Annotated in this window: 11 protein-coding genes; 6 read left to right on the top strand and 5 right to left on the bottom strand. The window is 59.7% G+C overall.

The genetic code is table 11. The annotated features are described in order from the left end of the window. Nucleotides 1-24 precede the first annotated feature (24 nt). Genes CLV84_RS10475 through CLV84_RS10465 form a run of 3 tightly spaced genes read left to right on the top strand, consistent with a single transcriptional unit; the run spans nucleotide 25 to nucleotide 3,062 of the window. Nucleotides 25-570 carry an RNA polymerase sigma factor gene (locus tag CLV84_RS10475; RefSeq protein ID WP_245911473.1) on the top strand — a complete coding sequence of 182 codons (546 nt, stop codon included), beginning with the start codon at nucleotides 25-27 and terminating at the stop codon, nucleotides 568-570. Continuing rightward, nucleotides 567-1,838, top strand: coding sequence for a hypothetical protein (locus CLV84_RS10470; protein ID WP_104419745.1), 1,272 nt, complete (start codon nucleotides 567-569; stop codon nucleotides 1,836-1,838). The genes CLV84_RS10475 and CLV84_RS10470 overlap by 4 nt, the downstream gene beginning before the upstream one ends. A gap of 60 nt (nucleotides 1,839-1,898) precedes the next feature. Continuing rightward, nucleotides 1,899-3,062 carry a methylmalonyl-CoA mutase family protein gene (locus CLV84_RS10465; RefSeq protein ID WP_104419744.1) on the top strand — a complete coding sequence of 388 codons (1,164 nt, stop codon included), beginning with the start codon at nucleotides 1,899-1,901 and terminating at the stop codon, nucleotides 3,060-3,062. Nucleotides 3,063-3,181: 119 nt separating this feature from the next. On the opposite strand, the gene CLV84_RS10460 is transcribed toward CLV84_RS10465, so the two are convergent. The 4 genes from CLV84_RS10460 to CLV84_RS10445 form a co-directional block, all read right to left on the bottom strand. Then, nucleotides 3,182-6,694 carry an FG-GAP repeat domain-containing protein gene (locus CLV84_RS10460; protein ID WP_104419743.1) on the bottom strand — a complete coding sequence of 1,171 codons (3,513 nt, stop codon included), beginning with the start codon at nucleotides 6,692-6,694 and terminating at the stop codon, nucleotides 3,182-3,184. Further along, nucleotides 6,691-10,068, bottom strand: coding sequence for a VCBS repeat-containing protein (locus CLV84_RS10455; RefSeq protein ID WP_104419742.1), 3,378 nt, complete (start codon nucleotides 10,066-10,068; stop codon nucleotides 6,691-6,693). The genes CLV84_RS10460 and CLV84_RS10455 overlap by 4 nt, the downstream gene beginning before the upstream one ends. 249 nt (nucleotides 10,069-10,317) lie before the next feature. After that, complete coding sequence (locus CLV84_RS10450; RefSeq protein ID WP_104419741.1) at nucleotides 10,318-11,997, bottom strand: RagB/SusD family nutrient uptake outer membrane protein; 1,680 nt, start codon at nucleotides 11,995-11,997, stop codon at nucleotides 10,318-10,320. Nucleotides 11,998-12,018: 21 nt separating this feature from the next. Beyond that, entirely contained in the window at nucleotides 12,019-15,303 is a 3,285-nt protein-coding gene (locus tag CLV84_RS10445) for a SusC/RagA family TonB-linked outer membrane protein (protein ID WP_146088778.1), read from the bottom strand. A gap of 650 nt (nucleotides 15,304-15,953) precedes the next feature. Between CLV84_RS10445 and CLV84_RS10440 the strand changes: the two genes are divergently transcribed. The 3 genes from CLV84_RS10440 to CLV84_RS10435 are packed head-to-tail and all read left to right on the top strand — an operon-like array spanning nucleotide 15,954 to nucleotide 17,928. Then, nucleotides 15,954-16,994 carry an aldose epimerase family protein gene (locus CLV84_RS10440; protein WP_104419739.1) on the top strand — a complete coding sequence of 347 codons (1,041 nt, stop codon included), beginning with the start codon at nucleotides 15,954-15,956 and terminating at the stop codon, nucleotides 16,992-16,994. Nucleotides 16,995-17,009: 15 nt separating this feature from the next. Further along, a complete protein-coding gene (locus CLV84_RS21840; RefSeq protein ID WP_170067664.1) occupies nucleotides 17,010-17,339 on the top strand; it encodes a hypothetical protein in 330 nt (109 codons plus the stop codon). Beyond that, nucleotides 17,254-17,928, top strand: a complete 675-nt coding sequence (locus CLV84_RS10435) for a TIGR04283 family arsenosugar biosynthesis glycosyltransferase (protein WP_170067663.1) — start codon at nucleotides 17,254-17,256, stop codon at nucleotides 17,926-17,928. The genes CLV84_RS21840 and CLV84_RS10435 overlap by 86 nt, the downstream gene beginning before the upstream one ends. Here CLV84_RS10435 and treS read toward each other — a convergent pair. Beyond that, on the bottom strand, nucleotides 17,917-21,201 hold the full coding sequence (gene treS, locus CLV84_RS10430; protein ID WP_104419737.1) for a maltose alpha-D-glucosyltransferase: 3,285 nt from the start codon (nucleotides 21,199-21,201) through the stop codon (nucleotides 17,917-17,919). The two genes, CLV84_RS10435 and treS, sit on opposite strands and share 12 nt — an antisense overlap. Nucleotides 21,202-21,341: the final 140 nt, after the last annotated feature.

The raw sequence follows: 21,341 nt of genomic DNA, 5'->3' as shown, positions 1-21,341 counted from the left end.
TACCTTTAAATTGCCCTCCAGCCAATGCTGAGCATGAAGGAAAAAGAGATGATCGAAGGATCCCTGCGGGGAGACGAGCGGTGCCAGCGCGCCCTCTTCGATCGGTACGCTCCCCTGCTGCTAGGCGTCTGCCAGCGCTACTGCCGCAACCAGGCCGAAGCCGAGGACGTGCTGCAGGACACCTTCGTACGCCTCTTTGCCAAACTGCACAAGTATGGATTTAAAGGCTCCTTCGCCGGCTGGGCCCGCCGCCTTTGCGTGAACGTAGCGCTGAAGACCTACCAGCGCAAGCGCTTCAGCCTGGAGCAGACGGGCCTGGATAACATTCCCGAGGGGGCCGGCCCACCCACCGCCTACGCAGACCTGGGCGAGCAGGAATTGCTGCAACTGATCCAGCAGCTCCCCGACGGTTACCGCATCGTATTCAACCTCTACGCCATCGAGGGATACAGCCACAAGGAGATTGGCGAGACCCTGGGCATCCAGGAAGCCAGCTCCCGCAGCCAGCTGCTGAAGGCCCGAAAGGTGCTGCAGCAGCAGATCGAAATCCGCAAACGCATCGCTATATGAACGACCTCGACGAACTGTTCCGGGGTGGCTTAGGCGACCGCAAACCGGAAGTACCCCAGGAACTCTGGGATAAAATCGCCGCCCGCCGCACCGCCCTGCCCGAAGGGGAGGAAATCGACCGCCTTTTCGCCAATCGTTTAGCCAACCGCCAGCCCCCCGTGCCGGCCGGTATGTGGCAACGCGTCCGGGCCGCCCGCCGGCGCGCTCCCCTGCTGCCGTACGCCGTACTGGCCCTCCTTCTACTGGGTACCGCCGCGGGCGTGTTTTGGGCGCTGCCGCAGGAGCAAGATTCGTTCGGCCCAACCGATCCACTGGCGACCCGGACTCCCTTTACGATCTCCCCGTCCGCGACCACCGCCCCGAGTACGGGACCGGCCAGCGTGCCCCCCGCCGAACCGGAGTTGATGACCGGGATGCTACCGGAACAGCAAGGCACGGAAAACCTTCTGTCTGCTCGGTACGCCGCCCCCCCCACGCCCGCCAGCGAAGGGACCGCCCCGGTCGCGACGCCCGCCAGGATACCGATTACCGTTTCCGCCACCGTTCCTACGCTACGGACGGACCGGGTTGAGCCGCTGAGCGACACCGCAGTCTTCGCCACCCTACCGCTGCCGGGGCCCGGTCATGCATTCCGCGCTACCGGTGGCCACCGGCTACGGCTGGAATTTCTGCTAGGTGCCGCCTACGCCCACCAGCGATTCGTCCATACGGCGGAGGGTGCCCGCGAACTCCGCAGTGCCCGGGAGGTCAGTGAGTTCCCCCAACTCAGCTATCAGCTCAGCGCCCGCCTGCGGTACCAGCTCCGGCCGCGGTGGCACCTGTTAACGGGGCTTACCTACGTCGACATCCGCAACCAACTGGAATACGAGCGGATGAACAACGGGGCCAAGGAACTGATGCGCAGCAACAACCACCTGCGAATGCTGGAAGTGCCGTTGTTGGCCAGTTACGCGGTATCCGGGCGCCGCCTGCGGCTGAACGTGAACGCCGGGCCGGTAATCAACCTCTTTACCGCCGTGGATGGGGCGTACCTGCATCCGGATTTTGCCGAGCCCCAGTCCTTTGGCGACGAATACCGAAGGAATATAGGCATAGGCTGGACCGCTTCCCTTACCACAACTTACCTGGTCGGGAAAGATCGCGGCACCCAACTGCTGCTGGAACCGTTCTTCAAGTCCTACCCCGGCTCCTTTACGCCGCGGGAAGCGCCACTCAGCGAGCGATACTGGCTAGGTGGCCTGCAGATCGGCCTGCGCAAATCGCTGTAGGCGGGCCGCACCAAGCCGCAAGTCTTCGTACCTTACGCGCGTTAACCCACCCGCTCCCCCATGCCCCTCGATGCGTCCCCGACTACCTTCCCCGCCTCCGACAAGGGCGACTGGCTGGACCGGGTAAAGCAGGAGCTGAAAGGCGACCTCACCCAACTGGATCAGCAGGTGTCCGAGCGGATCCGGCTGTCTCCCCTCTATACCGCCGAAGAAGTGACTATCCGGCCGCCGCTGGAACGGTCCGCGGGTTGGGAAATCGGTGCCTACCTGCGCGCCGGCAGCAACGAAATCATCAACGAGGCCGCCCTGGCGGCCCTCGAGCAGGGAGCCGAAGCACTGTTGTTCCGGCTTTACCACCAGCCAACTCGCGCCGAAGTAGCCGCGCTGCTGGAGGGTATCCGGATGGACTTCGTCTCCATCCACTGCGCCCTGCGGTACCCCGGTCAGGATCCGGCCGAGCTTTTCCGTGACCTGGTGAAGTACCTGCGCCAGCGGGGCTACGACCTGAAGGGTATTCGCGGTTCGGTCGATTTCGACCCGCTGCTCGACTGGAACGAGCCCCCTTTCCCCCCGCTGATCCGCCTGCTGGACTTCGTCGGGGAATACATGCCGGGCTTCAAGGTGCTGCAGGTGAACGCGGCGGGATTCAACAACGGACCCGCCTCCGCCGATAGCGAGCTGGCCCTGGCCGTCGCCAAGGGCGCCGAGTACCTGCAGCAAATCCGGGAACGGGGTTATCCCGCCGATAAGGCCGCCCGCCACCTGCAGTTCGCCTTTACGGTGGGTACTTCCTACTACATCGACATTGCCAAACTAAGAGCCCTGCGCGTCCTGTGGGCCAACGTGTTGAAGGGGTTTGGCATCACGGATGCCCCACCGGTGACCGTCGCCGCCCACTCCGACCTGGCCGTTCTGACCGAAGACCGGGACCAAAACCTCCTGCTGTTAACCACCCAGGCGCTTTCCGCGGTCACCGGGGGTGCGGACCAGCTTTTCCTTTCGCCCGCGGAAGGTGCCGAGAACAAATCGACGCCCTTCGGTCACCGCATGGCCCTCAACATCCAGCATTTGCTCCGCCTGGAAAGCGGTCTGGACGCCTACGCCGATCCGGCCGCGGGCAGCTATTACCTGGAAAAGCTCACCGAACAACTGGTCGACGCGGCCTGGGAACGCTTCCGCGCCATCGAGGCACAAGGGGGATTTGCGGTGGCCACCGAATTTTAACTCGGGGCTAAACCGACGACCCGGCCCACCACGAGGCGATGATCTCCGATTTGGCGGGCTTGCTTGCGCGTAGGAGGACCCTACTTTTGAAACAGATCGGCCGGTGGAGCTTGAGAAGGCTACTTCCGAGCGGCCCGGATCCAGTTGGTGCGCGTGGAATGGCCCAGGTACCCCCCGACAATTCCCATACTCGAAGTGTCCCTGACATAGTCGCCGCGGGGGGCCACGATGACCAGGGGACCGGAGTTCTGCGTCGCTACGATCCGCGGGCCTTCCGGTGCGGATACCAATACCAACGCGCGCCCTTCTCCCGGAACGTAAAAGCCGGATGCTTCGGGGGTGAGCGGTTGGAAGCCGCCGGCCCCACCAAGTAGGACGAGCCCGTTGCCACCGTCCAGGTAGCCCTGACTGCCCTCCCCACCGTAGTCGTTACCGATCAGCAGGATGTCGATGAACCGGTCGCCATTGAGGTCCATGGGCAGCGCCCCGAAGACCGGAAAGCGCTGGGCTGCGGCGGGCAGGGGTCGAACCGAAAAGCCGTCGGATTCATTGATCAAGAGGACCGTCTCCGTGCGGTCGACGCGGTAATGGTAGGCCTCCCGGTCGTCTCCGGGGAAGAAAGTTTCGGGCTTCGCCGCGGCGTATTCGGCATGAGTACCGAATAACCCCTTGATTTTGGTGGTTTGCTTGGCAAAATCGTTGCGGTCGAAGAAAGGATAGGAAGTATGCCCCCCCTGCCGGTCCGGGAAGTAGCGAAAGGGTACGAAATCCATCCGCCCGTTCAGGTCGATGTCGGTCATGATCGCGGTGGCGGGCGTTTCGGCGGAGGCGCGAAGAATGGTGTTCCGCCCGTAGTTCCCGGCCAATACATCCAGGTCGCCGTCATTATCGAAATCGGCTGCCACCAGGCTGTTCCAAAGCCCGTTCCAGTGCTTGGGGAGCGCCTCGGGTGCCTCGGCCCAGCCGCTTGCCCCGTTCGTGAACAGCCGCGGGGGCTCCCATTCGCCTACCGTCAGCAGGTCCGGACGGCCGTCACCGGTCAGGTCGGCAAACAGGGCATCACAAACATTGGTCGCCCGGGCAAGTACCTCCCCCGCCGCGGTGTCCGCCACGAATCGAATAACACCGTCCCGCGTTTCGTTGCGGAGTAGCCGGCTGGCTACCGGACGCGGGTACTGGTGGGGATACACGCGCGCACCGACGAATAGATCCAGGTCACCATCCCCGTCGTAATCGGCAGTACGGACGCAGGCGCCAGAGAAGGATACGCTGCCGTCGGACCAGTTGTCTACCAAATGGAACCGGCCCGCCTCGTTGCGGTAGAGACGGTCGCGGTAGTCTCCCTCTTCCGGACTGTGTTCGTAGCCGCCGCTGACGACGTACAGGTCTTCATCTCCGTCGCCGTCCACGTCGAAGAACAGGCAACCGAGTTCTTCGACGGTGGTATCCTGCGGGGTGGCAAAGCGGGACGCGGTAACGCTAAAGCCGTCCGGACCACCCTCAAGCCAGCTTCCCTCGGTGTACAGACTACCGCTGACATATAGGTCGTCGTACCCGTCGCCGTTCCAGTCCGTAACCGCCACCCCCGGACCCTGCTGGCTGAGTTTGCGCAGGAGCATGGGCTGAACGTTGAAATCGATGAAGTCCAGTTCCCGGTGGACGAATTCCGGCACCGGGAGGCGACGGAGCAGCGTTTCGGCCACGGCAGGGATATCCATGGACGCTCGCCCCCTCCCCGGACTTACGGCTACCGGGCCGGGTCGATCAAAGGGGCCGAATGTTTCCGCCTCCCCGGCTTTCCACCGCACCCGCAGTATGGCGTCCGGCCGCCAGGCGAAGCTGACTTCCCGTCCCTGGCTCGAGAGGTAACCGCGGTGCGGATGGTAGAAGATGGTTTGCCGGTCACCGTCCGCCCCCCCGTAGGCGAACTCGCTGCCCCATAGCTCGGCATCCGTCAGCTCAGCGGGAATTTCCAGTCGGATCGTGGAATCCATTTCCGGCGTAACGATGCGGTCATTGCGGTAGAGATGGGCCGGGTCATCGATGTTGTTGACCACGTAGTCCAGGTCGCCGTCGAGATCCAGGTCCGCATACGCCGCTCCGTTACTGAAGGTAGGCAGCGTGATGCCCCAGTCGGACGTGACGTCCTCGAAGATGGGGACACCCCCATCGTTGCGCTGCTGTCGGTAGGCATAGTTAGCCAATTTTACCGAGGGGATTTTGAGCAGGATCTTGTCCGGACTCAAAAAGCGGGCATTCATCCCGTTGTAGTCCATAAAGTCCTTATCCGTGATGTCCCGCGGAAAACCGTTTGTAATAACGACATCCTTGTTGCCGTCGAGGTCAAAATCAGCCACAAGCGGTGCCCAGCTCCAGTCGGTGGCCGGTATCCCCGACTGCATGGCTACTTCCGTATAGAGCGGCAGGCCCGCCAGGGTATCGGGTCGTAAACCTTCACTAAGCTGCAGGGTATTCCGGGTAAATTGCGGCTGATACCCGTAGCGATCGAGGTTCAGCAGGTAGGTATAATTGTTGGCCGCCATCATGGTCTTTCGCCGCAAGTTGTCCTCCGGCAGCATATCCATTACCACGATATCTGACAATCCGTCGTTGTTCAGGTCGACCACATCGTTGCCCATGGCGCTGTAGCTCGTGTGCTTAACCAGTTGGGCCGCGATTTCCCGGAAATAATGCTTCCCTTCCTCGTCGACGCTATTTAGGTAGACCAGGTCGTTGCTTAGGTAGTCATTGCTGACGTAGAGATCGGGTGCTCCGTCGCGATTCAGGTCGCAAACCGTGACCGCCAGGGCAAAACCCTGGTAGAGGATGCCAGCTTCCTTTCCTACATCGGTGAAGAAGATCCGATCGCCCTCCCGATCCTGACGGTACAGTTTGTCCGTCCGTCTTCCGGAGCCATCGGCGATCTTGCGGCTGAAATCGTTGGGCCGCTTATTGTCCGCCATTTCATTAACCAGCAGGAAGAGGTCGAGATCGCCGTCCAGGTCGTAATCCAGCCAGGCGGCCTGGGTATTGTGACTGGTATCCGCGATACCCATTTCCGGGGCAACGTCCTGGAAGGTTGGGGTGCCGTCCGCGTTGTTTCCCTGGTTGAGAAAAAGCTGGTTGGCCCGGTCGGCCCCTTTATCCCGGATGGTTGCACATACGTAGATATCGTCGCGGCCGTCGCTATTTACATCAACGACCGTAACTCCGTTGTTCCAGCGCTCGCCGCCCCCTACCCCCGCCGTTTCGGTCACGTCTTCGAAGGTCATTTCTCCCCGGTTCAGGTAGAGGCGGTTAGGCACGTCGCAGCCCGTGAAAAACACGTCGGGCCTGCCGTCCGCATCAAAATCGCCGATGCCGACGCCGCCGCCGTTGTAGATGTATTCGTTGGTCAGGATATTAAAGGTATCCGATTCGCCCGTCCGGTTGACGAAGTCGATACCGGTATCGGAAGCCTCCAACCGCGTAAACAATTTCGGTTCGCCTTCCGGGCCGCACCCGGTCAGCAGCACGACAAGCAACAGCAGGAGATACTGTCCGCCGTTCACGCGCTGACTGATTTCAAGCGTGGCGGGGGGCCGCAGGTGCCATGCATTCCGGATACAAGGAAATGAAAACGGCTCGTTCATCTGCTGCTGGGGGTTAGCTGCGTTACGCGGAAGGTCATCAATTCGGCATCGTTACGGGCAACCAGTAAGGTCTTGATTCCGCCGCCGCCTTCGATAAAGCAGGCATCCCGCACCTGGCCGGTCACGTCGATACCGGCTTCCCGGGGCGTCAGGTAGCGCCAGTTTCGATCTCCCTGGTTGACGAGGAGGGTGCCCCTGCCGGCGTCGGCACGGCCTACCTGGGGGGAGAGGCCGTAGAGATTGCCACCCAGCCAGAGGTCCTTTTTCCCGTCGCCGTTAACATCGCCGAGCGCGATAGCGAATTGCGGAGTAAGCTGGGCCTGCCAGGGCAGCGGTTCGATCATGACCTTTCCTTCTCCCAGGTTCCAAACCACGCAGCTTTGCAATTGCGTGGCCCTGCGTTCGATGGCGTCCTTACGTTCCTCGTCGGTAAACAGGCTCTCGTAGGTAGCCTCCGCGAAGTCACTGTACGATAAGGTCCGCTTGCGCAATCCGGGCAACTGGGCGTGTAGCTGCGGCTTCTGCGCAAAGGGAAAAGCCTGGTCGTCAGCGGGCGGATACCATTCCACGATGAATTCCGACTTGCCGTTCTGGTCGAAATCCTTGGTCAGCAGCCGGAGTGGCCGCTCGGTAGAGGCGCGAAATTTACTGTTCAGCCCCCAGTTGGCGAGTACCAGGTCTTCCTTGCCGTCTCCGTCTAGGTCGGCGGCTTCAATGGCGTTCCACCATCCCGCGGAGTTGGGAATTTCGAAGACGTTGCTGATTTCGGCGTTGTTGACCATGAAGGCGATCGTTACGGGCATCCAGTCGCCTACCATGATCAGGTCGGGACGTCCGTCCTGGTTAAGGTCGCTCCAGACGGCGTCGGTTACCATACCGGCCGAGGCGATATCGTCGGGGGTGTTGTTTATCCAAGTACCGTTTTCCCGGGTCAACAGATACGACTGGGGCGTCAGTCCATAGTTGCCGGGCACGGAGCGGCTGCCGATGAAGACGTCCATATCCCCATCGAAATCGATGTCTTTCGGGACGATACAGCTGATCTCCCCGACGACCTGCGGCGCCAGGATTGGATTGTAGACCAGGTTCCCGTCGACGTTCTCGTAGTACCGTACGGCATAGGCGTCTGCCCCACGGGCTAGCTCGTTGCCCCCGCTGCCTAGCATGAGGTCGTTGTCGCCGTCACCGTCCGCGTCGAACAAGGCACCGCAGCTGCTTTCGTACCCGGCGGTCTGTTCGAAGCTGCCGTTGGAGCTGAGCCGGAAATTTCCGTCCGCTGCCTGCAGGTAGAGTTTGTCGGGAGTCCCTATGGATCCGAGCAGCACGAAATCCTCCAGCCCGTCTCCGTTCACGTCGCCCGGAACGACCTTGGGGCCGGGATCGGACAGCTTGCGCAGCACCAGGCCCTCGTGATTAAAATCGTTGAAAAAGGGCTCCACGTGTACCGCCGGGACGTCCAGGAGGGCTGTGTCCGCCGAGAAGACGGTCGCAGCCACGGCAGGGACTTCTCCGACCGCGGATGGATCGGTCGCCGATCGGTGATCCATATCCAGTACGCCGTCCTTTTCGATGGTTTCGCTGCTAGAGACGCTGCCGTCGGGCCAGCGCACTTCCACGGATCGGGGCGTTTCGTCTTCAGCCAACCCGAAGATCAATTCCGTTCCGACCGTACTCAGGTACCCCCTGGTCGGGTACTGTTCCAGTACTTGAGTACCCAGGTTGGTATGAAGGATCACCTTCGCTCCGATCGCGGACCGGTTTGCTTGCGGCCCCTTCAGTCGGACGGTGATTCCATGGCGACCGGTCTCCCGGGCCCCGTTGCGGTAGAGCAGCGGAGCCTGGTTTACGTTATTGATTACCAGGTCCAGATCCCCGTCCCCGTCCAGGTCCCCGTACGCGGCCCCGTTGCTGTAGGAGGGTTGGCCGAGCCCCAACGCTTGCGCCTGATCGTCGAACTTCAACTCGCCGGCGTTGATAAAGGCATAGTTAGCCTGTTGATTGTGGGGCATTAAATTGACAAAATCGCGCCAGTCGTACCGGCCTTTTTCCGCGACTACTTTCTTTACTTGTTCCTTATCCTCGATAAAGTCCACGAAATCGCGATCCGTGATATCCCGGTATATTCCGTTAGCAACGAATATATCTTTTCGGCCATCCATATCCATATCGAAGATCAGTGCTCCCCAACTCCAGTCGGTGGCACTTACGCCGGCATAAGAGGCGACCTCCCGAAACCGGCCGGTTCCATCGTTGAGCTGCAGGCAGTTCTGGAGCAACTGGTGGTGATAATTCGCCTCGTTTTTGATCCCTTCGATCGTGTAGGTATCGAACTGGGTAGAAACCTTGATGCGCTGGTTATCGGCGGGTAGCATATCCGTAGTAAAAATTTCGGGGTGGCCGTCATTGTCCAGATCGCCCACGTCGGATCCCATGGATGAAATGGGTACGTGATCGACGCGCGTATTGAGTTCCTCCGCGAAGGTTCCGTTCTGTTGGTTGAGGTAGAGGTAATCCCGTTCCCAAAAGTCGTTGCTGACGTAGAGGTCGGTCCATCCGTCACCGTTGAAATCGCCGAGCCCGGAACCAAGCCCAAAACCGATGCGCGATCCGTACAATCCGGCTTCCTCGGATACGTCGGTAAAACGAGGTTCCCCACCGGGCCCGGCATCGTTGCGGAGCAGTTTGTCTCCGCCTTCGTAGTCCCGCTGGTTGCGATTTTCACCGTTGGGATTAAGCACCTGCGGATTCAGGAACGAATTGTTGAGGAGGTAGACGTCCAGGTCTCCGTCTCCGTCGTAATCGAACCAGGCCGATTGGGTGCTGTATCCCCGGTCGTCAAGTCCGTAAGCGGCGGCGGCTTCCTCGAAGGTGGGTATGCCTCGGGCGTCGTTCCCGCGGTTGATGAACAGCTCGTTGGCGCGTCGCCCGCCTGCGGGATTGCCTGAATTACAGACGTACAGATCCAGTAAGCCGTCGGCATTCACGTCAATGGCACTCACTCCGGTACTCCAATCCATGGCACCCGCGACCCCGGCGTCCACCTTCTCAAATTGCCAATCGCCCCGATTGAGATAGAGTTCGTTGGGACCCTGGTTGGCGGTAAAATAGAGATCGTTTAGGCCGTCACCGTTCAGGTCGCCGATGGCCACCCCGGCACCGTTGTAGAAGTTGCGGTAGGAAAGCAGGTTGTATTCTTCTCCCTCGGTGACGGTGTTCATGAAATCTACTCCGGTGTCGTCGGCAGTAAGTAAAGTGAACAGCGCGTCGTCGGGCGCCACGTAACCGCTTCCGGAAGATTGGCAGCTGTTGAATCCGAGCACCAGCAAGACCGGGAGGTAAAGTGCGGAATAACGGTAAAGGGCTGGAACGGGCATGAAAGACGCTTATCAGGTAAAGTTAATAAAAGGTAGAGGCTGAACGGAATCGGTCCGCGCGATAAGGCCGCGGACCGACAACGTCCGTCGGTGGAGCCGGGTCGGGAGGCCGCCGGGGGCAGGCTCTGCTTCCGGAAGGGCTTTTCCAGAGCTGCACTACCAGCGACAACAACAAAAGCCCCCCGGTCCGGGACCGGGGGGCTTGCGTGCTTACGGTAAGGGCAAAAGCGTTCCCCTAGCCGAATCGGTCTAGTAACCGGGGTTCTGCTGGAGCGTGGGCACCCCATCGATGCGACTGCGCAGAATGGCGGTCGAAGGAAGTGGGAAGCGAAGATTGGTAGCGGTGGGAAGGTTCGCGGTCTCGAGGTGGGGCCGGCGGGTTCTTTCTACCTGAAGGTAATTCGTCATGGTTTGGATGAAGTAATCGGAATTGTCGATCAGGCCATACCGCTGCAGGTCAAAGAGCCGGCGTCCTTCCAGCGCAAACTCCAGGCGGCGTTCCAGGCGGACGGCCTCACGCGCCGCGACGGCATCGGTCCAGGGGCCGGGATAGGGCGACACCCGGTAGTCGGCCCAGGTAATCTGATCGCTATCGATCGGCACGGCGATCTCTTCAGCGCCCTGGGCGCAGTTGCCGGCGCGTTCCCGGATCATATTGACCTTAGCGCGGGCATCTTCCAGCCGGCCGGCATTTACGTCGATTTCCGCCTGGTAGAGCAGAACGTCGGCGTAGCGAATGATGGGAATATTCACCCCGCTCAGGTTCGGGCTCCAACCCACGTTGGAAGCTTCGCCCTCGGCGAACGAAAACTTCTTCGGGCTGTAGGGCCCCCCTAAAAGAGGATCCCGGATCCAGTCGGATTCGTGATTGCCCTGGTTGAGGTAGGGAACTCCGTCACGTCCTACGGTCCAGTCCAGCCGCGGATCTACCGGCATATCGGGCGTAGGGTTCGAATTCAGGGTATTTTCCCTCAGCGGGAGACCGTTGTCCGTAACCAGGTAGGCATTCACCAGGCTCTGGGTAGGTTGGTTCACCCCGCAGCAACCGTAGGGAGAACCGGCGTGCGGCATGGCCAGGCGCTCCAGGTGATTGGCGTTCGCTCCGTTAGGATCGCCATCGTTGATGGAGGACTGTACGCTGAAGATCATTTCGGGACCATTCTCCCCGACCTGGCTAAACATGTCGTGAAAGCAGTCATTGAGGCTGTATCCGGTAACCTTATTGAAGGCGGTTTCGGCGCTTCCGAGGTCGCCATTCAACATATGTAGCCGGCCTAGCAGGGCGTTCGCAGCTCCGGAGGTGGCCCGGCCGATCTGCGCCTGGTTTGCGGGAAGCAGACTGGCCGCTTCCTCGAAGTCCTGCACGATCAGGGGATAGATGTCCTGGTCGTTGGGTTTCCGGAGGTTCTCCTCCATTTCATCGAAGTAGGGGACCCTTTTCCATAGTTTCCATGCTTCCATATGGTAGTGGGCGCGGAGAAAAAGCGCCTCTCCCATGATGCGATTGCGGTCGGTTTCCCCCAACGATTCGTTGGCGGCTAGCAGGGTGAGGGTTTCGTTGGCTCGCCGGACACCATCGTATACCGCGGTAAACTTGTCCAGAAACAGGGGGTTATTGGCCCGCCACTGAAACCGCTCGAGCAGGATCTGATCGTCCTGGTCGCCGGGCTGGCTACCCTTGTGGGAGTCATCGGAGGCTACGCTGGCAAAAGCATAATTGGAAGCGGCGGCCCCCCACCCGTTGCCGTTGCCGGCATACCCGTCCAGCCGGGAGTAAGCGGAAACCAAAACGGCTTCGATGCCCTGCTCGGCGGTTAGGTTAGATGCGGACAGAACACCCTGGGGCGGAGTGACCAAAAAGTCTTCGCTACACGTCCAGATCAGCACGCTAAGCGCGAGGATCGCGGTAGTTTTAAAGAATAGTTTCATTACGTACGAAGTGTAATTTGTTTAGAATGCGGCATTTACCCCGATCATGATGATACGGGAGGTGGGATAGTTGCCGTAGTCGATTCCCATGTACAGGTCATCGGCATCGTTTCCGCTCACGTCAAAGCTCGACAGGGCCGGATCTAGTCCCGTGTAGTCGGTGATCGTGAAGAGGTTTTGCCCCTGCAGGTAGAAGCGCAGGTTGCTGATGACGTTGCCACCGATGGTGGAGGGAAGGGTGTAGCCGATTTGCAGCTGCTTGAGCCGGACATAACTTCCATCTTCCACGTAGAAGGAGGAGAGAACGCGACTTTGGGTGTCATCGATGTTGAGTGCCGGCAGCGATGCGTTCGGATTCTGCGGCGTCCAGCTATCGGTCAGCACACGCACGTCGGCGTTAGTGTTGAATTCCCGGAAAATAGTGAACTGCTTGGTCGTATTAAGGATGTCATTCCCGAAGCTTCCGAAGAAGAAGGCGGTAAAGTCAAAGCTGCCGTAGCGAGCTCCGAGGTTAAAACCGGCCGTGAAATCGGGGTGCGGATTTCCAATGACCGTCAGGTCGGCGTCATTGATGATGCCATCGGGTTGTCCGGTCAGTTCGTTGGTTTCGGGGTCGAAGCCATTCACATCCGCCCACCGGAAGCTGCCCGGCGCGGCGTAGTTCATAAAGGTGGTGGTGGGGTCATCATCCAGTCCGTTGTAGGTGTCGATTTCGAGCTGGCTCTGCCAGATGCCATCGAGTTGGTAGCCGAAGAAGGATCCTACGGAGCTGCCCACCTGGTTGACGATGTAGTCGGAGGGAGCGGTGCGGATACCGGGGGCGCCACGGGGAGAAAATACATCGGCGTCTCCGTCGATCCGTACGATCTCGTTGCGGTACCGGGAGACGTTCACGCCGACGTCAAACTTCACCTGGCCAAGGTTCGGGCGCCAGTTGAGTGCCAGGTCGAACCCGTTGTTGTCCATCTGGCCGATGTTTACGAAGGGGGGATTCACGGTACCGGCGGTAACCGGCAGAGCGGGGTTGAACAGCAGGTCGTTCACGCTGGACTGATAGACGTCCAGTACGATGTTGAACTTGTCGTCGAGGATCGACAGGTCGATGCCGAAGTTGGTCGTCTGCTTTTCCTCCCAACCGATCGTGGGGTCGCCAAGCGCGGTTGCGGTGTAGCCGGTCTGAAGGGTGTTTCCACCGCCGATCGCGTAGAAGGTACTGCCGAGTCCGCCACCGAACTGGTTGGTATAGCGGTAATTGCCGATGTTCTCGTTACCTACCGTACCGATGCCGAAACGAAGCTTCAGGTCGGAGAGCCAGTTGATGTCCTGCATAAAGGGCTCCGCGGAAATACGCCAGCCCAGGCTCATGGACGGGAATACGCCGTAGCGGTTCTCCTCGGCAAAGCGGCTGGAACCGTCCCGACGGATCGTTCCCCCGACGAGGTACTTGCCATCAAAGGTGTAGTTGACACTAGCAAAGGTGGACAAAAGGCTGTGCTCGTTGCCATTGGAGGAAGACTGCCGGGTGTCGGGATTAGCGAGCCCCGGGCTCAGGTAGCGTACGCTGGGGTCGGTGAGGAAGTACTGTCCGTAGCTTCCGCTGATCTGGCGGTACCGCTCCATGAGCGATTCGTAACCGACCAGGATACCCAGATCGTGACGGTCGTTGAAGGTGCGCTGGTAGTTCGCCGTGGTCGTCCATACCCAACTGAAAGCCCGGTTCAGGTTCTCGGAGAATCCGTTGTTGACGTTTGGCTCGGAGTTCTCGAAGGTGGGGAAAGTGAAGTTGGGGGCACCGCCAACGCTGTAGTTGATACCAAAATTCGTCTTGAGGACGAGCCCGTTCGTTACTTCCATCGAAGCGAACATGCTGCCGATTGCCGCGTCGTATTCCCCGACGTTGTCGCGGTTGCGCACCAGCATGGCCAGGGGGTTGGTACCGTTAGACAGCGAGTTGGCTTTGCCACTGGCGAAGTTGCCACCGATGTCGTAGACGGGAATGATGGATTGCTGCTTGATGATCTGCATCAGCGCACTCTGCTCGTTCTGCAGTCCGCCGGGAACCCCCACGTTCTCCACGCGCGACAGGTTCAGCGTCTCCCCGATGGTGATCTTACCTACCGTCCACTGCGAGTTGGCCCGTACGGCGAAACGCTTGAAGTAGGTTTCTACCATCGTACCCTGCTGGTTGAAGTAGTTGGCCGAAATGCGGTACGTACCGGCATCCGTTCCTCCCGAAATGGCCAGGGTATGGTCCGTAACGGGCGCGGGATCGAATACTGCGTCCCACCAGTCGGTGCCCGCGGTATTCGCCCGGGCAATGATGTTGTTGGGAAAGGAATAGTTCTCCTCGTTAATGGTGGGTTGCGAACCGTCCGCATTGCGCGGCGGGAAGATGTACGTCGGCAGTTCCGGATTCATGCCGGTTCCGTAAAGATTGGAAGGCGGCGTACGGCCCTGACTGGTGTACTGGTCGAAGAAGATATTGGCGTAATCTTCGGGATTCTGGATCAGGAAATCGTTGAAGCCCCGCTCGTGGTCCTGGATGCCGAAGTAAGCATCGTAGGTAATGCGCGGCTTGCCGGCAACCCCCCGCTTGGTGGTGATGATGATTACCCCGTTAGATGCCCGGGTACCATAAATAGAGGAAGCGGAGGCATCCTTCAAAATCTGGAGGCTGGCGATATCCTGCGGGTTGATGTTGTTCAGGAAGCTGTTCAGCTGCGGAACGCCATCCACCACGATCAGCGGGTCGTTGTTCGTAAAGGAGGATATACCCCGGATCCGGATGTTGGTTCCCGCGCCGGCCTGGCCGGAGGTGGAAGTCTGAATACCGGTAGCCCGGCCTTCCAACTGCTGATTGACCGAGGACGCCGCAACACCGGTAAGGTCTTCTACGTCCAGTACCGCAACCGCGCCAGTGATGTCGCCTTTTCGTTGCTGGCTGTAGCCGGTAACCACGATTTGATCCAGTATGGCTACGTTGGGTTCCAACGTAATATTCATTACGCTTTCACTGCCCACCGTGATGCGCTGGGGAATGTAGCCCGTGAAACTGTAAATAAGGACGTCCCCTTCTCCCGCGTTGAGGGAGTAGTTGCCGTCGAAATCGGAAACGGTACCCGTGGTGGTACCTTCAATTAAAACCGTAGCGCCAACCAGGCCGAGGCCGGTTTCGTCGTAAATGGTGCCCTGAATGCTCTGGGCGGTTAACCATCCGCAACTCAGTAGGGCAACCAGCGCCAGCCCGAAGGACCTGACGCTGCTTCCGTAGCCGACCGCAGGCAGTTTGGGGGTTGAACATGTCATGAAGAAGTGATTGAGTTTATTAACTAGATAAGTGATGGCGTTCCGCGTGGCTTCCGGCAATGGCCGAGAAGGTTATACGTAGGTAAAACGATGCATTCATGCCGCCGACAAGGAGGTATTCCGGCGAATGATTGCTATAAACAACGAATGATACCGGGCAAAGCGCACCGCTTCTACCACGAGTAGTTTCCGATCAGCACCGAAGGGGCGGGAGATTTTTTGCTTAATTGACTTTATAAATTCCGGTAACGATCCGGTCAGACTATCCTTCCGCTACCGTCCCCCAAATTGCACTATATCCCGCTAACAAACAAGGATTGCCAATAAAATTCTATTTATCATCACCGAAACCCCGTTCGACAATACCGGGAAATACCCTACGCGAAAGAAAGGCTAAAAGCATGTGACCGGCTAAATAAAGGGTATGACGCTGTTTTCAGCGGCCACTAAACGACCCTTCCTTGCGATCGCGTTGGACGCCTCATCCGAAACGGCTGCGACCGCAAAATGCCAAGCCCAGGCATACGGGAACCGGCGAAGCGATCCCGTACCCCTTGTTCTACGGTGCGGTGGGGTTTCCAACGGCGGGCAAGTGGAAAGCGATCCATCTCCCTATCGCATACCTTAGCGGTTAAAATTTACCGTATCCCGTGACTATTCCCCCAACTATCGCAAGTACCCCCTGGGGCCAGGCACCCGAAGGCCCCGTCACCCGCTTCACCCTAACCAATGCCTCCGGCAACACCGTCGCCATCCTCTCCTACGGCGCCATCGTACAGTCCGTCAAGATCGATGGTAAGGAGATGACCCTCGGCTTCGACAGCCTGGAAGGCTACCTTGGCGTCAATCCCGGCTACGGGGCTACTATCGGCCGCTACGCCAACCGCATCGGCGGGGCCGCCTTCACCCTGAACGGTACCCGCTATGAGGTAGACGCTAACGAGGGTAAAAACCAACTCCACGGTGGCACGGAGGGATTTAATTCGCGGGTATGGGACGCCGAGCCTTTCTCGCGGGACACCGAGGCCGGCGTAACGCTCCGTCTGGTGAGCCAAGACGGCGACATGGGCTACCCCGGCGAGCTTCGGGTACGCGTGACTTACACCTGGTCGGACGACAATGCCCTGCGCATTGATTATGCCGCGACCACCGACCAGGACACCGTGGTGAACCTGACCAACCACACCTACTTCAAGCTAGGCGAGGCGGAAACGGTGCTGGATTACATCTTGCAGGTCGACGCCGATCGCTTCATCCCGGTGAATGACGAGCAAATTCCGACCGGAGAAATTCTACCGGTAACGGAAACCCCCTTCGACTTCCGCAGTCCGAAGCGGGTGGGTGAGGACATCGACGCCGATCACCCCCAGGTACAAGCCGCCGGTGGGTTCGATCACAGCCTGGCCATCAGCCATTACGACGGTAGCCTGCGGGAAGTCGCCCTGGTCATGGACCCGCATTCCGGTAACCAACTCCGGTGCTGGACCACCGAGCCCGCGGTGCAGGTTTTCACCACGAATTTCCCCACCGGCAAGTATAAAATGCGGGGCGACGCACCAACGCCCCGCTACGGCGGCATCTGCCTCGAAACCCAACACTTCCCCGATTCCCCGAATCACGACGCGTTTCCGACAACCGTCTTGAAAGTCGGGGAAACCTTCAACTCCACTACTATTTTTCGCTTTGAGTAGTATAATCCATAGTTCGTGACCCAGGATCTGAAACAAATCGTTATTTACGGAGCCTTCGGATTGCTGCTGGGTGCCAAGATCGTCGAGGTACTACTCACCCGCAGCGATACCGGCATCATCGACTGGTGGTTGCTGTTGATCGGCGTCGGAGCGGCCGTAGTGCATTATTTTCCTACAAAAGCGAAACCCCAATCAGCGGATGCGCCTCGCCAAGCAGCCTTCGATGCCACCCGGGACGACGAAGACACCCTGGTGCTCCGTGATCATCCCAACGCTGAACGAGGCTCCGTACATCGGTCGAACCCTTCGCCGCCTGAGCGCGATGCGGCCGAACCCTTCGTTTGAGCTCATCATCGTCGACGGCGGCAGTACGGATGATACCGTCCGCATCGCCAGTGACCATGGCGCACGCATCGTACACAGCGCCAGAGGCAGGGCAACCCAAATGAATGCCGGCGCCGCGGCCGCCAGGGGCGCCAGTTTTCTCTTCCTGCACGCCGATACCCTGCTTCCCAAAAATTTCGTCCGCCATTTTCCCGCCGGGAACCACGCCCCACCGGCTTGCTTCCGCCTGCGATTCGAAGGCCAGCAATCTTCGCGGCTCCTACAGTTTTACAGCTACTGCACCCACTTCAATATCGATGCCTTTCGCTTCGGCGACCAGGCCCTGTGGGTACTGCGACGCGACTTCGAAGCCGTAGGGGGATACCCCGCCGACTGGCAGCTACTGGAGGATAATTATATAGTCAGAAAATTACGTCGGCATCGGGGCACCTTCCGGGTGCTACCGGACGCGGTAACCACCTCCCCCCGAAAGTACGTGCGGAACGGCTTTGCCTATACCCAGTTGGTGTACACCCTACTGTATACGCTGTACCGCTGCGGAGCGGGCCAGGCCTTGCTCCGCAGCGTGTACTTACGTTTACTCCACTAGTTCCAGCAGGCCGCGCAGGGGCACGGCGGCTTGTTGGGGCCGGTAGTTCAGGTCGTAGCGCAGCTCCTGGAGCCCCTTCTCGATGCGGAAAGCGTATAGCAGCACTTCCAGGTCGCCTTCGTCGGCGGGAAGCAGTCGAGTGCCCTGGGTAGCTTTGCGGTAGGCGGTGAGGTATTCGGCGGCCAGGTAACGGTTAGCCGTGCGTAGCCAGTCGGCCAGATGGGGCCGCGTGGATGAGCTGAGCCCATCGGCATTCTCCTCGTAGACCAACCCGGAAGCGTAGTCAATGCTGCGGATCATGTTGGCAATATCCTTGGCGGGGCTGCGGCGGAGCCGGCGCTGGCTGTAGCTGCGGTCGGGGTCACCGTCGAAGTTCCGGATCACGAATTGGTCTTCGCTGAGGATGAGCTGCTCAAGGGTGAAATCGCCGTGGATGCGGATCTTGTCGGACTCGATCTTGTGCTTGTAGATGCGCTGCAGCTTGGTGTGCATATGCTTTTCCTTGCCGAGAAGCTCGTTGGCCAGTTCTACGGTTTCTTCGTCCAGATCGTCGGTCGTCCGCTTGAGCAGATCGAAGGTGGAGCGCACGTCGGCCTTCAGTCCGGCGTAGACGCTGCGCTGGTAATGTAGGCTCAGGGCTTCCCGCTGGAATCCGTCGTCGTTCACGTCTGACAGCACCGTATGGTAGGCGGCGGTGGCCCGGCCGAGTTCGGCGAGTTTGATCACGAAACTCGGGCCCAGGATATCCTGAATGGTGGCCGGCATATCCTTGTACACGATGGTGTCCGTCACGTGGACGTCCTCCGGATGGGCTTCGTTGCCGTTGCGTTCGAGCTGTAGCTGGCTGACCAGCTTCTCGGCGAAGCGGCGCAGGTTGTTCAGCACGTACTCCCAGGCGTTGCCCTCGTTGTCGCGCCGCTCCTCGAAGATGGCCAGGGTAGCGTTCAGGCGTTGGGTGGGTGTGAAGTGCAGCGTGCCGACCACGGTGGGGGCGGAAGCATAGCCGCGGCGGTTCAGCATGTGCTTCACTTCCAGATCGGGCACGTCGTTGCCGTCGACCCGACGGTAGTACTTGATGTTGTAATCGCGGCTCTGGAGGGTGACGTATTCCGTTCCGGAGTGCACCATATTGGCGTCCTGTTGCTGCTTGTTGGCCATGCTTTCCTGGGCGAGAAAGCGGAAATCCTTCAGGTCGCCGTACTCCCGCAGTCCGTTGATCAGCCCGCGGCGGTAATCCTGGTCGTAGAGCGCGTCGATGAGCACCACTTTGCGGTCGCCGTTGTCGATGATAGCGAGTACTTCCTCCCGGGCGGAGTAGTCCGTATCGTCGTGGTGGCGATGGAAGGCCAGGGGCAACTGGAGCAGTTCCGGCAGTCCTTCCAGGTAAGTAACTTCCAGGAGCATCCAACCGAAGTGGCGTTCGCTGGTGGCCTGCAGGCGGTAATCGTAAATGTTAACTTGGTCGAGTTGGGGGGCTCGTACGCCCATCCAGGAGACGGAGCGAAGGTAATTGGGCAATACGGTCTGCTCCAGGGCCCGGACATTCGGCTTGCTGAAAAAGTTCTTCAGCTGGTCCGCCTGCAGCGTAGCCCGACTGAGTTCGCGGGTATCCACGTTGGGGCCGTGGGTCGGCTCCAGCTCCAGCCAGTAGTAGCCGTGGCCGGAGAGGGTGACCTGGTAGGGTTCGCGGCTCACCTCCTCGAAGTGGGTCCGGCCGAACACCTCCCGCACCCGGCTGCCTTCGTACTTCGACAGGTCGAGCCGGACGGCCTGGGGGTGGCGGCTCAGGTTGACCACCACGATCACCCGCTCGTCGTCGTACTCCCGGATGAAGGCCAGAATGCGGCCGTTATCGGGTTTGAGCCAGTGGATTTTTCCCCGTCCGAATACCTGGAACGACTTCCGCTTGGCCAGCAGTTTTTTGGTCCAGTTCAGGAGGCTGTTCGGATTCTGCTGCTGCCGCCGCACGTTGACCCAGCGGTAGCTGTATTCGGTGTCGCGGATGACGGGCAGGTACAGGCTGTGGGGGTTGGCCTCCGAAAATCCGGCGTTTTCATTATTGTTCCACTGCATCGGGGTGCGTACGCCGTCGCGGTCGCCGAGGTAGTAGTTGTCGCCCATGCCGATCTCGTCGCCGTAGTAGAGCACCGGCGTACCCGGCAGGCTCATCAGCAGCACGTTCAGCAGTTCGATCTTGTTGCGATCGTTGTCCATGAGCGGAGCCAGGCGGCGGCGGATGCCCAGGTTGATGCGGGCGGTGCGGTCGCTGGCGTAGACGTTGTACATGAAGTCGCGCTCCTCGTCGGTCACCATCTCCAGCGTCAACTCGTCGTGGTTGCGCAGGAAGGTGGCCCACTGGCAGTTTTCCGGGATCTCGGGCGTTTGGTCGAAGATGTCCGTGATCGGGTGGCGGTCCTCCATCTTGATGCTCATATACATCCGCGGCATCAGGGGGAAGTGGTAGTTCATGTGGCACTCGTCACCGTCGCCGAAGTAGCTGGCGCTTTCCTCGGGCCACATATTGGCCTCGGCCAGGAAGAGCACGTTGTCGTAATTCGTATCGACGTGGGTGCGCAGTTTTTTCAGGAACTGGTGGGTTTCCGGCAGGTTCTCGCCGTTGGTACCCTCCCGCTCGAAGAGATATGGGATGGCGTCCAGTCGGAAGCCGTCGATCCCCATGCCCATCCAGTAGTCGAGGATCTTGAAGATCTCGTCCTGCACCAAGGGGCTATCGTAGTTCAGGTCCGGCTGGTGGTGAAAAAACCGGTGCCAGTAATACTGCTTGGCAACCGGGTCCCAGGTCCAGTTGCTCGTTTCGGTATCGGTGAAGATGATGCGCACGTCCGGCCACTTCTCGTCGGTGTCGCTCCAGACGTAGTAGTCGCGTTCGGGACTACCCTTGGGGGCACGGCGGGCGCGCTGAAACCACTCGTGCTGGTCGGAAGTGTGGTTAATGACCAGCTCGGTGATAACCTGGAGATTGCGGGCATGGGCGGCTTCCAGGAAGCGCTTGAAGTCGTCCAGGTTTCCGTAGGGCTTGCTGACGTCGTAGTAGTCGGCGATATCGTACCCGTCGTCCCGTAGCGGGCTGGGATAAAAGGGAAGCGTCCAGATCGCGGTCACGCCCAGTTCTTCCAGGTAGTCAAGCTTTTGCTCCAGGCCGGCGAAGTCCCCGATGCCATCCCCGTTGGCATCGTAAAATCCTTTAATGTTCAATTCGTAAATGATGGCATCCTTGTACCAGAGGGGTTCGCGGCGGTAGCTTGTGTTCATAAAGTCAAATGTAGCGGTTAGGCGGTAGGGTTAGTGAACGGTGAGGGGGTCAATTTGTGCGGCCGTGCTTTTTGATTTTGGCGCCGGAGCGCGGGTGCCGGGCATACCGGCCTTCAAGAATATTCTCCACCCGGACGGGA

This window comes from Neolewinella xylanilytica, from assembly GCF_002934605.1.
Taxonomy (GTDB): domain Bacteria; phylum Bacteroidota; class Bacteroidia; order Chitinophagales; family Saprospiraceae; genus Neolewinella; species Neolewinella xylanilytica.
The sequence above is the reverse complement of the archived record's forward strand: the minus strand, read 5'-3'. Positions and strand labels throughout refer to the sequence as shown.

What these genes read in the sequence shown, in the direction of transcription:
- CLV84_RS10475 (WP_245911473.1), top strand. Translation starts at nt 25, where the DNA reads ATGCTGAGCATGAAGGAAAAAGAGATGATCGAAGGATCCCTGCGGGGA.
- CLV84_RS10470 (WP_104419745.1), top strand. Translation starts at nt 567, where the DNA reads ATGAACGACCTCGACGAACTGTTCCGGGGTGGCTTAGGCGACCGCAAA.
- CLV84_RS10465 (WP_104419744.1), top strand. Translation starts at nt 1,899, where the DNA reads ATGCCCCTCGATGCGTCCCCGACTACCTTCCCCGCCTCCGACAAGGGC.
- CLV84_RS10460 (WP_104419743.1), bottom strand. Translation starts at nt 6,694, where the DNA reads ATGAACGAGCCGTTTTCATTTCCTTGTATCCGGAATGCATGGCACCTG.
- CLV84_RS10455 (WP_104419742.1), bottom strand. Translation starts at nt 10,068, where the DNA reads ATGCCCGTTCCAGCCCTTTACCGTTATTCCGCACTTTACCTCCCGGTC.
- CLV84_RS10450 (WP_104419741.1), bottom strand. Translation starts at nt 11,997, where the DNA reads ATGAAACTATTCTTTAAAACTACCGCGATCCTCGCGCTTAGCGTGCTG.
- CLV84_RS10445 (WP_146088778.1), bottom strand. Translation starts at nt 15,303, where the DNA reads ATGACATGTTCAACCCCCAAACTGCCTGCGGTCGGCTACGGAAGCAGC.
- treS (WP_104419737.1), bottom strand. Translation starts at nt 21,201, where the DNA reads ATGAACACAAGCTACCGCCGCGAACCCCTCTGGTACAAGGATGCCATC.